Consider the following 13,479-nt stretch of genomic DNA (forward strand, 5'->3'; position numbering starts at 1 on the left):
AAGTCCCGCACGCCACCGCCCAGACGCACGCCGATGGATTTGCTGAAGTCGTCGTCGGCTTCCACGATGCGCGCCTCGATCAGCACCTGGCGGATCGGGATATCGAGCTTGGTGATCAGTTCCTGCACCTGCGCCAGGCGTGAAGGAATGTCCGTCACGAACAACTGGTTGGTTCGCGGCTCGGCGATCACGCTGCCACGGGGGGACAGGATGCGCGCGTTGCCGGAATTGCCTCCGCTGCTGACCGTCGACGACGACCCGGCCGTCAGTTGCGTGGCGATGTCGGACGCCTTGGCGTAATTCATCTGGAACGATTGCGTGCGCACCTGCTCAAGGCTCTCCACGGTGGCGCGCGCTTCCAGCTCCTGTTTCTCGCGGGCCGCGATTTCATCGCGCGGGGCGATCCACAGCACGTTGCCCGACTTGCGCAGGCCCAGGCCCTTGGCCTGCATGATGATGTCCAGCGCCTGGTCCCAGGGCACATCCTTCAGGCGCAGGGTGACCGAACCCGCCACAGAGTCGGAGGTCACGATGTTGAAGTTCGTGAAGTCGGCGATGACCTGCAGCAGGGCACGGACTTCGATGTTCTGGAAGTTCAGCGACAGCTTCTCCCCGGTGTAGCCCGGGCCTTGGCTGAGCTTGTTGGGATCCACGCGTTGCTCGCGCACCTCCAGCACGAACTGGTTGTCGCTCTGGTACGCGGAATGCTCCCAGTTGCCCGCCGCCGCCACCACCATGCGCACGCGGTCACCCGTCTGCGTGGTGGTCACCGACTGCACCGGCGTGCCGAAGTCGGTCACATCCAGGCGGCGGCGCAAGCCCTCGGGCAGGGAACTCTTCAGGAACTCCACCACGAGGCCCGTGCCCTGCTGGCGGATGTCGACACCGACCTGGTTGTTCGGCAACTCGACGACGACACGCCCCGTATTGCCCGTGCCGCGGCGGAAGTCGATGTCGCGCAGCGAGCTGACGTCCAGGTTGCGGCTCTCGGCAAAATGCGTCGGCGGATTGGTTTGGGCCGTCACCGCTTCGGGACGCTCCATGACCACCAGCAGGCTGTTGCCCTCGACGCGCGTCTGGAACGGCGCCGGCTGCTTCAGGTTGATCACCACCCGCGTGCGTTCGCCCGCCTGAACCACGGTGGCCGAACGGAGATTGCCTTCGTTGATGTCAACGGTGCTGCGCCCCATGGCATTGGCCACGCCCGGAAAGTCCAGGGCGATGCGCGCGGGCGACTGCACAGTGAAGCTAGACGGCGTGGCCTTCAGGGGTTCGGACAGGTTGATCCGGACCACCTCGGCACCACTTTGAATCCCACCGGTGACCGACTGGATCGCAGACTGCGCCTGCGCCCAGCAGGCCGACAGGACGAGACCGAGAACCAGCCCCCCCTTGACCATCCTCCGCCCCCACGCCGTTCCAGCGGTCGCCTGTTCTGGCTTTTTCATTTAGCGTCCTCTACTAGCTGCAGCGCCGTGGGGCGCTCGATCCATTCACCCGACGGGTCCTGCACGATTTCGCGCAGGGCGACTTCGGTCTCGGTGATGCGGGTTACGCGTCCGAAGTTCTGTCCCAGGTACTGTCCTTGACGCACCTGGTACAGCAGGCGGTCCACCTTGATCAGCGCCACCAGTTCCCCCGAACGGTCCAGGCTGCCGACCATGGTCATGGAGTCCAGGGGGAAGGCCTCGAGTGGCTGTCGCCGACGCGCCAGCTCGGGCTCGATCAGCGCGGCATTGGCGGCGCTTGCCGATTGCGTGCCGCGCAGCAGGCTGGCCAGCTTTTCCGTGCTGAAAGGCGGCGTTTCGCGCTCGACACTGTAGGGCTGGGGCTCGAACCGCGTGGGTTCGGGAATCGGCTGAACCGACGGTTTGATCGAATTGCGCTCGGCCTGCATCCAGGACCGCAGCTCGTCCTGCCCGGACGAGGTACAGCCCGCCAGCACAAGGCCCAGGACCAACAAGGCGTAGGGGGCGAGGCGGCTCACTGCTTTGCCCCCTTCGCTTTTTGCTGGGCCGCGATTTCCTCGGGGTCCAGGTACCGGAAGGTCTTGGCCACGCCCTCCATCGTCAAGTAACCGTCGCGGGTGGCGATGGGCGTCAGGCTGAGGTTGTTCAAGGTGACGATGCGCGACAGGTTGGCGATATCAGCGGCGAACAGGCCGACGTCGTGGTATTTGCCCGTGACCCGTATGACGATGGGCAACTCGGCGTAGTACTCACGGACCACCACCTGTCCGGGACGGAACAGTTCAAACTGCAGACTGCGGCCCAGACCGGCTTGGTTGATGTCGGACAACAAGGCGTCCATTTCGGCCTTGCTGGGCAGTTGCTTCTCCAGCTGCGTCACGTACTGCTGGACCTGCTCCAGCTGCTTGCGCAGGGCGTCCAGGTTGACGGCCTGCACCAGCTTGCTGCGGTAGGTGGTGCGCAGTTGCTCTTCACGGGCCTTCTCGGCCACCAGCTCTTCGTCGACGCCCTTGAGCCAGACGAACCACAGCGCGGCCACGACGCCCAAGCACACGGCCACGAACAGCAGGTTTCGGGGCAGCGCCGGCCACAAGGACGGATCGTTGGGATCGAGACCGGTGAACTGGGCGCGCAGCTTGTCCTGCACGCCCTTCAAATCGATATTGATGCTCGACTTCTTCGCCATCACGCCACCCCGGGTCAGACTTTGCCCGCCGCGGGTGCGGTGGCTGGCGTGACCGGCGCCGGCGTGACCGCCGGCTTGCGCAAGGTCACGCGCATGGTGAAGTTGGCCACGCGCCGCGCATCGGCGCCACTGATGGCCGCGTTGGCGGACACGATCTCCACCAGCTCAGGGCGCGTCAAGGCGGGGCTGTTGTTGGACAGATTGCGCAACAGCTCGGACACCCGCTCCTGCGACTGTGCCGTGCCCGTCAACAGCACACTCATGTTTTCCTGCTTCATCGACCGCAGGAACACCCCCTTGGGCAGTTGATTGACGAGCTCCTCCAGCAGATAGACCGGCAGGTTGCGGCCCGCCTGAAGGTCCTCGACGGCCGTCTGGCGCGCCCGCAGCGACGCGATTTGCTGCTGCAGCGTGGCAATGTCCTTGATTTCCGCGTCCAGCTTGGCGATCTCCTGGGTCAGGAATTGGTTGCGGTCTTGCTGGATGGAGATCTGCCCCTGGTACCACGTGAAGACGGCGCCACCGATGATGCCCCCCAGCAGCGCCGACAAGCCCAGCTGCGTATAGAACTGTTCCTTCTGGCGCTTGCGCGCTGCCTCGCGGTGGGGCAGCAGGTTGATGAGGATCATTGGTAGAACCTCCGCAGCGCCAGCCCGGTGGACGTCAGGTAGGCCGGCGCCTCACGTGAGATCTTTCGCGCCTGAACACCCGCCCCCAGTTCCATCGCGTCGAACGGGTTGATCAGCATGCACGCGAACGAGGTTTGGTGGGTCACCGCCTCGGTGAGCCCCAGCAAGGCGGCGCTGCCGCCGGCCAGCAGGATGTGGTCGATCTTGTTGTACGGCGTGCTGGTGAAGAAAAACTGCAGCGCGCGGCCGATTTCCTGGGAAAGGCTCTCAATAAACGGCTCCAGCACGGCGCTCTGGTAGTCCTCCGGTAGGTCACCCGAGCGCTTCTTGGCTTCGGCCTCGTCGGGCGAAAAACCGTACTGGCGGATGATGAGCTGGGTGAGCTGACCGCCACCAAAGGCCTGGTCGCGCTCGTAGAGCACTTCGTCGTTGCGAATGACCTGCAGACTCGTGGTCATGGAGCCGATCTCGAACAGCGCCACCAGCGCGTCCACCCCCTGGTTCGGCAAGGTTTCGATCACGCGGCCGGCGGCCAGCCGCGACGCATAGGACTCGACGTCCATGACCACGGGCTTGAGACCCGCGGCTTCGGCCAGGCCTTGCCGGTCGGACACCTTTTCCTTGCGGGAGGCGGCGATCAGCACCTCGACATCGCCCACGGACGTCGCGCTGGGGCCGACGACGCAGAAATCGAGGCTCACCTCGTCGAGCGAGAACGGGATGTACTGGTTGGCCTCGGACTCGACCTGCGCCTCGAGCTCCTTGTCGCTCATGCCACCCGGCAGAACGATTTTCTTGGTGATCACCGCCGAGGCCGGCAACGCCAGGGCCACGTTCTTCGTCTTGCTGCCGCTCTTGCGCACCACCCGGCGCACCGCGTCGGCCACCTCATCGAATTTTTCGATGTTGCCGTCGGTGATCCAGCCGCGTTCCAGCGGTTCCATGGCGCAGCGCTCCAGCACGAACTCGCCGGCGCGGTTGCGGCTGAGCTCGACAAGCTTGACGCTCGACGAACTCACGTCGATGCCCAGCAGCGGCGCTGGCTCTCGGCTGAATAGCGATCCCAGTGAGATCAAGATGGCCCCCAAATCGCGTGGCGATGTACTACGCCAGACTTAAGAATTCACTTCAATGCTAGCAGTAAGCCCATTGAGCGGCAAAGATTTTTTGCCAAACGCACAAATCGAAACGTTGTCAAAAGCCGACGGGATGAAGGGCCGATACGACGGCCTGAACGCCCACCGACAATCCGGTCCACAAGCCCAAACCCCTACGTTCCGTTCATTCCATGTCGGCACCTTGGTCGACTTCTAAAATGCGGCACGTTTCCAGTCCGAGTTCGCATGCCCCAAGAATCCCAGCCCTCTCGCGCGGCTCCTGCCAAGGCAGTATCTGCGGCGCCCCGCACGCTCATCTGGATCGGTCGCTTGGTGGTGGTTGTCGCCGGACTGGCGGCGGCAGGTGTTGCGGCCATGCTGATGGCCCTTGGCATCGCCCTGGCGGTGGCCTACCCCAATCTGCCCGACGTCACGGGCCTGGCCGACTACCGCCCCAAGCTGCCTTTGCGCGTGCTCGCCGTGGATGGCCAGCTCATCGGCGAGTTCGGTGAAGAGCGGCGCAACCTGCTGACCATCGACCAGATCCCCGACGTGATGAAGCACGCGGTGCTGGCCATCGAAGACGCGCGCTTCTTCGAGCACAGCGGCGTGGACTACCGCGGCATGGTGCGCGCCGCGCTGGCCAACCTGCGCGAGGCCAAGAGCCAGGGCGCCTCCACCATCACCATGCAGGTGGCGCGCAACGTCTACCTGTCGGCGGAAAAGAGCTACACGCGCAAGATCTACGAGGTGCTGCTCACCTTCAAACTGGAGCACATGCTCACCAAGGAGCAGATCCTCGAGATCTACATGAACCAGATCTTCCTGGGCCGGCGAGCGTATGGCTTCGCGTCGGCCTCGCAGATCTACTTTGGCAAACCGCTGAAGGACGTGACCATCGCCGAGGCTGCCATGCTCGCGGGACTGCCGCAGGCGCCTTCGGCCTACAACCCGGTCCGCAATCCCAAGCGCGCCCGCACGCGCCAGCTGTACATCATCGACCGCATGGTCGAGAACGGCTTCATCACCGCCCAACAGGCCGAAGAGGCCAAAGCCCAGGAGGTCAAGGTCCACCGGGGGGCGATGGACGACGGCCTGCGCGCGGAGTTTGCCGCCGAGATGGTTCGCCAGGCCATCGTGGCCCAGTATGGCGAGGCCGCGTACACGCGCGGCCTGGTGGTGTCCACCACCATCGACCCGCGCGCCCAGGAAGCCGCCTACCGCGCCGTGCGCCAGGGCGTGCTGGACTACGAGCGCCGGCAGTTCTACCGCGGCCCGGAACTGTTCATCAACCTGCCCGAGGACCCGCAGGAACGCGACACGGCCATTGACGAGGCCCTCGCGGAACGCCCCGACAACGGGGACCTGCTGTCGGCCGTGGTGCTCCAGGCCGACCCACGCAAGGTGGTGGTGGTGCGTCAGGACGGCGACCCGATCGAGATCACCGGTGAAGGCCTCAAGCCGGTGCAAAGCGGCCTGTCGGACAAGGCCGGGCCGAACATCAAGCTGCGCCCGGGCGCCGTCGTGCGCATCGTCAAGGTGGGCGACAAATCCTGGCGCGTGACGCAATTGCCCGAGGTCGAGTCCGCCTTCATTGCGCTGGACCCGCGCAATGGCCGCATCGCGGCCGTCATCGGCGGCTTCGACTTCAACAAGAACAAGTTCAACCACGCCACCCAGGCCTGGCGCCAGCCGGGGTCCAGCTTCAAGCCCTTCATCTATTCCGCCGCGCTGGAAAAGGGCCTGACGCCAATGACGGTGGTGAACGATGCGCCACTGTTCTATTCCGCCGCCGATACGGGCGGCAAGCCCTGGGAGCCGAAGAACTACGACGGCCAGTTCGAAGGTCCGATGTCGGTGCGCCGCGCGCTGGCCAAGTCCAAGAACATGGTGTCCATTCGCGTGCTGCAGCTGGTGGGCACGCAGAACGCGCAGAACTGGGTCACGCGCTTCGGCTTCGAGGCCGACAAGCACCCGCCCTACCTCACCATGGCGCTGGGCGCCGGTTCGGTCACGCCGCTGCAGATGGTCACGGCCTATTCGGTGTTCGCCAACGGCGGCCACCGCGTGACGCCCCTGCTGATCACCCGCGTGACGGACGCGCGCGGGCACGTGCTGTTCGAGGCGCCCCAGACCACGCTGGACAACGCGCCGCAGGCGATCGAGCCGCGCAACGCCTTCATCATGAACAGCCTGCTGCAGGAGATCACCCGCTCAGGCACCGCGGCGCGCGCGCAGGCCACCCTCAAGCGGCCCGACCTGTATGGCAAGACCGGCACCACCAACGACGCGGTGGACGCCTGGTTTGTCGGCTACCAGCCCACGCTGGCCGCCGCGGCCTGGGTGGGCTACGACACGCCGCGCAACCTGGGCAGCCGCGAAACCGGCGGTGGCCTGGCGCTGCCGATCTGGATTTCCTTCATGCAGGAGATGCTGAAGAACGTGCCCGTGGCTACCTATAGCGCACCGCCCGGCGTGGTCAACATCGGCGGCGAGTGGTACTACGAAGAATACGGCCCGGGCAATGGCGTGCATGGCCTGGGCCTGGCGGATCCCTGGCCTGGCGCGCCCGCCGGCGCGGCGGTCGATGCCAATGGCGTGCCGATCGCGCCGCCGCCGCAGCAGCCGCCGGTGGAGAACCGGCGCAGCATCCTGGATCTGTTCAGGAACTGAAGCGCAGCGCCTCGCCCGACTGCTCGCTCGCGTAACGCGACAGGTTCTCGAAGAACTCGCCGTTGCCCTTGGTGTCTTGCCAGGCGCGGCCATCGTGCCTGTAGTGAAAGCCGCCGGCGCGTGCGGCCATCCACACCTCGTGCAGCGGCTTCTGCAGGTTGATCACGATCTGGCTGCGGTTGGCAAAGGTGAGTGTGATCATGCCGCCCACGCGCTGGTTGTCGATGTCCGCATCGCTGTCTTCGTTGATGCGGTCGCAGTTCAGTTCGATGGCGCGCAACAGGGCCTCGGCGCGATCCTGGTATTCGAGGTCGGTCATACAATGCGCGGATGTTTGGGTGGCTGCGCATTCTAGGTCGCTGTTCAGGCCCCGCTCGGGTCATGGCCTTGTCGCTGCTGCTGTCGGGCTTGGCGGCTTGCGGCCAGAAGGGTCCGCTCTACCTGCCGCCCCCCAAGAGCCCCGAGACCACGCCCAAGCCCGCCAACAATGCCCCTGTCGCCCCTGCCCGCCTTCCTGACGCAACGTCACGGTGAACTGCACATCGAGGACCTGAGCCTCGACAGCCTGGCCCGGGCCCACGGCACCCCACTCTTCGTCTACAGCCAGGCCGCCATGCTGCAGGCCCTGGGCGCGTACCAGCGCGGCCTCGCCGGGCGCTCGCACCTCATCTGCTATGCGATGAAGGCCAACTCCTCGCTGGCCATCCTGCAGACGCTGGTGCGCGCGGGCTGCGGGCTGGACATCGTCTCGGGCGGTGAGCTGGAGCGTGCGCTGGCCGCTGGCTGCGCGCCCGAACGCATCATCTTTTCGGGTGTGGGCAAGACCCGCGCCGAGATGCGCCGCGCGCTCGATGTCGGCATCGGCTGCTTCAACGTCGAGAGCCGCGCCGAGCTGACCGTGCTCGATGAGGTCGCGCGCGCGGCCGGGCGGCGCGCGCGCGTGAGCGTGCGCGTCAACCCCGACGTGGACGCGCAAACGCACCCCTACATCTCCACCGGCCTGAAGGACAACAAGTTCGGCATCGCGCACGACGAGGTGCTGGACACCTACCGCCAGGCCGCGGCCTGCAGCGGCCTTGAGGTGGTCGGCATCGACTGCCACATCGGCTCGCAGATCACGCAAGCGGCGCCCTACCTCGACGCGCTGGAGCGCGTGCTGGACCTGGTCGCCGCCATCGAAGGCCTCGGTTTGGGCCTGCGCCTGCGCCACATCGACTTCGGCGGTGGCCTGGGCATCGACTACCGCGGCGATGCGCCTCCCGCCGCCGACGCGCTGTGGGCGCAGTTGCTGCAGCGCCTGGACGCGCGCGGCTTCGGCGACCGCCAGATCCTGATCGAGCCGGGCCGCTCCATCGTGGGCAACGCCGGTGTCTGCCTGACCGAGGTGCTCTACCTCAAGCCCGGGGAACACAAGAACTTCCTCATCGTGGACGCGGCCATGAACGATTTGCCGCGCCCCGCGATGTACCAGGCCTACCACCGCATCGAACCACTGCGCGCGCGCACCGACACCGCCCCGCTCACCTGGGACGTGGTCGGCCCTGTCTGCGAAAGCGGCGATTGGCTGGGCCGTGACCGCGAGCTGGCGGTGCAGGCCGGCGATCGGCTGGCGGTGCTGTCGGCCGGCGCCTACTGCATGAGCATGGCCAGCAACTACAACACGCGCGGCCGCGCCGCCGAGGTGCTGGTCGATGGCAACCGGGCCACCGTGATCCGCCAGCGCGAAACCGCCGCCGATCAGATGCGGCTGGAAACGCCCCTGCCCTGAGGGGCCCCCCAGCGCCGCCAGGCGCGCCAGCCCAGCAGCGCGGCAAAGAGGACCGCGTAGACCGCGACTTCGTTGAAGTCGTGCTTGCCCGCGCGCATCCAGAAGAAGTGCAGCACCGCCAGCGCCGCCACCGCATAGACCAGCCGGTGCAGGGCCTGCCAGCGCGGCGCCCCCAGCGCGCGGATGGCGCGGTTGAAGGACGTGGCCGCCAGCGCGAGCAGCAGCAGCCAGGCCAGCGTGCCCACGAGGATGAAGGGGCGCTTGGGGATGTCGGCGACCACCTCGGCCCAGTCGAAGCCCATGTCGAACCAGGCGTAGGCCAGCCAGTGCAGCGTGGCGTAGAAGAACACGAACAGCCCCAGCATGCGCCGAAAGCGCGCCAGCGCCGGCCAGCTTAGGGTGACGCGCAGCGGCGTCACCAGCAGCACCAGCACCAGGGCGCGCAAGGTCCAGTCGCCCAGGGATCGGATCAGCGCCTCGGCGGGGTTGGCGCCCAGGCGGTCGGCCGCCGCGGCCCAGAACAGCCAGGCGAAAGGCAGGAGCCACACGGCAAATACCAGGGGTTTGGCCAGCGGGTGCAGCAGCGCCCGCTGGACCGCGGCGCGGTTCAGCCAACGCCCCGCGGGCAACGCGGTACGGGCCCCTTCGGGCGTCCGGGCGGAGCCCATGGCCTCAGTAGAACTTGCGCAGGTCCATGCCGGCGTAGAGCTGGCCCACCTGCGCTTCGTAGCCGTTGAACATCAGCGTCGGGCGGCGCTTGGCGAACAGGCCACCGCCTTCGCCAATGCGCCGCTCGGTCGCCTGGCTCCAGCGCGGGTGCGCCACCTGCGGATTCACGTTGGAGAAGAAACCGTACTCCTGCGGCGCCGCCAGATTCCAGGAGGTGCGCGGCTCCTTCTCGACGAAGCGGATTTTCACCAGCGACTTGCCGCTTTTGAAGCCGTACTTCCAGGGCACCACCAAGCGCACGGGCGCGCCATTCTGGTTGGGCAGCACCTCGCCGTACAGACCGAAGGCCAGCAGCGTGAGCGGGTGCTGCGCCTCGTCCAGGCGCAAGCCTTCCACATAGGGCCACTCCAGCACGTTGGCGCGCAGGCCGGGCATCTGCTGCCTGTCGGCCAGCGTCACGAACTCCACGTACTTCGCGCTGCCCTGCGGCTCCACGCGCTTGATGAGCTCGGCCAGAGAATAGCCTTGCCAGGGCAGCACCATCGACCAGCCCTCGACGCAGCGCAGGCGGTAGAGGCGCTCTTCCATGGGCGCCAGCTTGAGCAGGGCGTCGAGGTCGAAGCGGCCGGGCTTGTTCACCAGGCCCTCAACCTCCACCGTCCAGGGACGGGTCCTGAGCTTGCCCGCGTACTGCAGCGGGTCGCTCTTGTCGGTGCCGAACTCGTAGAAGTTGTTGTAGCTGGTGGCATCCTCGTAGCTGGTGGGCTTTTCCACCGTGGTGGCCCCGGCCACCGAGGACATCTTGCCCGGCAGAGCGGCCAGTTTGCCGGGGCGCGCCGGCGACGCCTGGGCCCAGGCATCGCGCGAAGCCCAGGCCACGCCCGCGGCGGCCAGGCCGGCCAGCCATTGGCGGCGCCCCAGGTAGGCGTGGCGCGGGGTGATTTCGCTGCTGCGCGAATGGACGAAACCGTCGCGGTCGGTTCGGATGATCATGGCCGTGTCCTCAGTGGCGCGCGGACGCGAGGGATGCCGCGCCCGCCAACCCGTCTGTCGTGTGATCCGCCGAAACCTTACGCGGTTCCGGGCTCAGAGGGTGCCGTAGCTGTGCAAACCCGAGAGGAACATGTTGACGCCGATGAAGGCGAAGGTGGTGATGGCCAGGCCCACCAGCGCCCACCAGGCGGCCACGGTGCCGCGCAAACCTTTCATCAGCCGCATGTGCAGCCAGGCCGCGTAGTTGAGCCAGACGATCAGGGCCCAGGTCTCCTTCGGGTCCCAGCTCCAGTAGCCGCCCCAGGCCTCGGCGGCCCACAGGGCGCCCAGCACGGTGGCGATGGTAAAGAAGGCGAAGCCGACCGCGATGGCCTTGTACATCACGTCGTCCAGCACCTCGAACGAGGGCAGGCGCTCGGCGATGCGGCCGCGCACCGACAGGATGCCGCCCACAATAAACGCCGACACGCCGAAGTAGATGAACCAATAGACGCCGCCTTTGTCGGTGGCGCCCTGGCGGAACACCAGCGGTTCGAAGCACAGCACCACGCCCAGCACCCACAGGGGCGCCAGCTTGTACCAGCGGGTCTCGCCGGCGCTCTGCTTGATGAGGTAGGCGAAGGCCAGCATGGCCGCGATGGCGAAGGTACCGTAGCCGATGAAGTTGGCCGGCACGTGCAGTTTCATCCACCAGCTCTGCAGCGCGGGCACCAGGGGCTGGATCTCGTGCGCCTCGCGCACCACCGTGTACCAGAGCAGGAAGCCCACGGCCGCGCTCACGATCAGCATGGCGAAGGCACCCATGCGGCGCGTGCCGTACTGCTGCTCGTAGTAAAGGTAGAAGGCCGCCGTCATCCAGCAGAACAGCACGAACACCTCATACAGGTTGCTCACCGGGATGTGGCCGATGCCGGGGCCGATCTGGTGGCTTTCGTACCAGCGCACCAGCGAGCCGATGAGCGCCAGGCCCACCGCCACCCAGGCCAGGCGCGAGCCCAGCGCCTCCAGGGCATCGCCCGCGCGCGTGAACATGCCCAGCCAGTAGAAGGCGGTGCTCATGAAAAACAGCACGCTCATCCACAGGATGGCCGACTGGCTGGAAATGAAGTACTTGAGCAGGAAGACCTGATCGCCGCGCGCCAGGTCGGCGCCGCCGCCTGGGGCCTGGTACAGCCAGATGGCCAGCAAGGCGAAGGCCGCGACCACCGCCGCCAGCTTCTGCAGCGGGCGCCAGAACCAGCCCAGGGCGACCATGCTGGGCACGGTGCCGGCAAGGATCCACTTCTCGTAGATGTCCATGGCGCCGCCATAGCGCAGGAAGGCCAGCACGGCGCCGGCCAGCACGAACGCGGCGAACAGCCAGTCCCAGCGGTTGCGGCGGGCGAAATAGCCAGGGGCCAGTTCGGCGCCGCCCGAGGACTTCTTGAGCGTGATGGTTTGCGTGGCGGTGGTGGTGTTCATGCGGTCACCTGGAAAGCAATTGGGTCTTGAGCTGTTCGAACTCGCGGTCGGCGTCCAGCGTCTTGCGGTTGGTGGACAGGGCCATGCTGGCCTGCGCCCCCTGCCCGCTCGGCGTCAGCCAGACCCACAGGCGGCGCTCGCGGACGTAGAGCATGGCAAAGACGCCGATGATGAGCAACAGGCAGCCCAGGTAGACGACGGTCTGACCCGGGGCGCGGGCCACCTGGAAGACACTGGCCTGCACATGGGTGAAGTCCGTCAGCTCGAAGGCCATGGGCGCCGGGTAGAAAAAGGTGTCGGACAGGCTGATCACCGCCTGCGTCATGAAGCGCTGGGCGGGTTCGTCGCGCGCCAGCGGCGCCAGGCCGGCCTTTTCGCGGCTGAGCTGCAGCAGCTCGAACAGGGTGCCGTTGAGGATGCGCACCAGCACGTCGCTGGCGCGCTCGCGCTCGGCCTCGGGCACGTTGGCCTGCAGGAAAGCGGCCACGGCCTGCAGGCCGCCGCTCGCCTCGCGGGGGGCACTGCCGTCGGCGCCCTTCATGGCGCTCGCGCCGTTCGGGCCATTCGCCGCCACCGCGTCCGCCACCGGCGTGACGCGTTCCGCGCCCGAAAACAGCGCCAGCGCGCGCGAGGCCGAGGCCACCAGGGCCTGCTCCAGGTCCGCGCGGCCCGGCTCCACCGACTGCGCGGCGTAGCGGCGCACGGCCTCGGCGCGCAGCGCCGGGTCGCTCAGCGCGGCGCGCAGCCGCACGAAGCCATCCAGGCTGTCGTTCTCGTCGGCCGGCACGCGCAGGTAGCGGAAGCTGTCCTGTGGTGTTTCGCGCAGGCCCAGCAGGTAAACGCGCTGGCCATCGAGCTCCATCGGCAGCATGTAGTTGTGGTATTCCACCGCCTGGCCCGCCGCGTCGCGCAGCTTGTAGGTCACGCTGGGGCCCACGTTGCGCAGGGTCTTCTCGGTCACGGTCTTGTGCGCGGCGCCGAGGCGGCTTTCGATGGACTCGCGCAGGTCGACCTTGCGCACGTCGGCCCCGCTGCCGGTGGCGGCGAAGTTCTCCACGTTGATGACGCGCAGGCTGGTGAACTCCAGCGAGAGCTTCTGATCGCCGTTGCTCAGTTCGGTGGATCCGCCGATGATGCCTTCGACCTCGAAGGGTTTGCCCGGGCCATTGATGGGCACGGCCTTGAGCTTCACGCGAGAGCCGCCGTCGTCGAAGCTGGACTGGTAGATCGCCACGCCGCGGTGGAAGGCCGGGTGGTTCACCTCTACGCGGGCGTTCTTCTGTTCACCGGTCTCGCGGTCGTGGATCACGATCTCGCTGGCGAACAGCCGCGGCATGCCGGTCTCGTAGTACTCGACGATGAACTTCTTGAGTTCCACCGAGAACGGCAGCTCCTGCAGCAGCACGCCGCCGGGCTGCGTGAGGATGGCCGTGCTGGACGCAGTGCCTTCGGTCACCAGCAGATTGCCGCGGAAGGTGGGGTTGGCGGTGGACAGCCGGTACTGCTCGGGCACGTCGGCGATCAGGCCGCCGCC

General features: G+C 66.9%; 13 protein-coding genes. 3 read left to right on the forward strand and 10 right to left on the reverse strand.

Translation table 11 applies throughout. The annotated features are described in order from the left end of the window. The 5 genes from BGO22_RS10140 to BGO22_RS10160 form a co-directional block, all read right to left on the reverse strand. Nucleotides 1-1,448, reverse strand: a 1,448-nt coding sequence (locus BGO22_RS10140) for a type IV pilus secretin PilQ (protein WP_502686451.1), incomplete at its 3' end; no start/stop codon positions are given. Continuing rightward, the gene (locus BGO22_RS10145) at nt 1,445-1,987 is read right to left on the reverse strand and encodes a pilus assembly protein PilP (protein WP_286850611.1); all 543 of its coding nucleotides are present in this window, start codon (nt 1,985-1,987) and stop codon (nt 1,445-1,447) included. The genes BGO22_RS10145 and BGO22_RS10140, both read right to left, overlap by 4 nt. Further along, entirely contained in the window at nt 1,984-2,655 is a 672-nt protein-coding gene (locus tag BGO22_RS10150) for a type IV pilus inner membrane component PilO (RefSeq protein ID WP_286850614.1), read from the reverse strand. Before BGO22_RS10150 ends, BGO22_RS10145 begins: the two co-directional genes overlap by 4 nt. Before the next feature lie 14 nt (nt 2,656-2,669). Then, nucleotides 2,670-3,284 (reverse strand): PilN domain-containing protein, encoded by a 615-nt coding sequence (locus BGO22_RS10155; protein ID WP_070399165.1) that lies wholly within the window; start codon nt 3,282-3,284, stop codon nt 2,670-2,672. Then, a complete protein-coding gene (locus BGO22_RS10160) occupies nt 3,281-4,360 on the reverse strand; it encodes a pilus assembly protein PilM (RefSeq protein ID WP_070399237.1) in 1,080 nt (359 codons plus the stop codon). Before BGO22_RS10160 ends, BGO22_RS10155 begins: the two co-directional genes overlap by 4 nt. Nucleotides 4,361-4,627: 267 nt before the next feature. On the opposite strand from BGO22_RS10160, the gene BGO22_RS10165 reads away from it, so the two are divergent. Next, nucleotides 4,628-7,054, forward strand: a complete 2,427-nt coding sequence (locus BGO22_RS10165) for a penicillin-binding protein 1A (protein WP_286850619.1) — start codon at nt 4,628-4,630, stop codon at nt 7,052-7,054. Here the strand turns inward: BGO22_RS10165 and cyaY are convergent. Further along, entirely contained in the window at nt 7,044-7,373 is a 330-nt protein-coding gene (cyaY, locus tag BGO22_RS10170; RefSeq protein ID WP_286850621.1) for an iron donor protein CyaY, read from the reverse strand. The genes BGO22_RS10165 and cyaY overlap by 11 nt on opposite strands. A 62-nt stretch (nt 7,374-7,435) precedes the next feature. Between cyaY and lptM the strand changes: the two genes are divergently transcribed. Both lptM and lysA read left to right on the forward strand, forming a co-directional pair. Beyond that, entirely contained in the window at nt 7,436-7,588 is a 153-nt protein-coding gene (gene lptM, locus BGO22_RS10175; RefSeq protein ID WP_116958532.1) for an LPS translocon maturation chaperone LptM, read from the forward strand. After that, nucleotides 7,542-8,822: a diaminopimelate decarboxylase gene (gene lysA / locus BGO22_RS10180; RefSeq protein WP_070399168.1), complete on the forward strand. Its 1,281-nt coding sequence runs from the start codon at nt 7,542-7,544 to the stop codon at nt 8,820-8,822. Before lptM ends, lysA begins: the two co-directional genes overlap by 47 nt. Here the strand turns inward: lysA and msrQ are convergent. The 4 genes from msrQ to BGO22_RS10200 all read right to left on the reverse strand — a co-directional run. After that, a complete protein-coding gene (gene msrQ / locus BGO22_RS10185; RefSeq protein ID WP_287492593.1) occupies nt 8,792-9,490 on the reverse strand; it encodes a protein-methionine-sulfoxide reductase heme-binding subunit MsrQ in 699 nt (232 codons plus the stop codon). The genes lysA and msrQ overlap by 31 nt on opposite strands. Before the next feature lie 4 nt (nt 9,491-9,494). Beyond that, the gene (gene msrP / locus BGO22_RS10190; RefSeq protein ID WP_286850625.1) at nt 9,495-10,484 is read right to left on the reverse strand and encodes a protein-methionine-sulfoxide reductase catalytic subunit MsrP; all 990 of its coding nucleotides are present in this window, start codon (nt 10,482-10,484) and stop codon (nt 9,495-9,497) included. A gap of 93 nt (nt 10,485-10,577) precedes the next feature. Continuing rightward, on the reverse strand, nt 10,578-11,945 hold the full coding sequence (ccsB, locus tag BGO22_RS10195; RefSeq protein WP_070399170.1) for a c-type cytochrome biogenesis protein CcsB: 1,368 nt from the start codon (nt 11,943-11,945) through the stop codon (nt 10,578-10,580). A gap of 4 nt (nt 11,946-11,949) precedes the next feature. Beyond that, the coding region (locus BGO22_RS10200) for a cytochrome c biogenesis ResB family protein (RefSeq protein ID WP_286850627.1) at nt 11,950-13,479 on the reverse strand (1,530 nt) is incomplete at its 5' end.

Source organism: Hydrogenophaga sp. 70-12, from assembly GCF_001897365.1.
In the GTDB taxonomy this organism is placed as follows: domain Bacteria; phylum Pseudomonadota; class Gammaproteobacteria; order Burkholderiales; family Burkholderiaceae_C; genus Hydrogenophaga; species Hydrogenophaga borbori.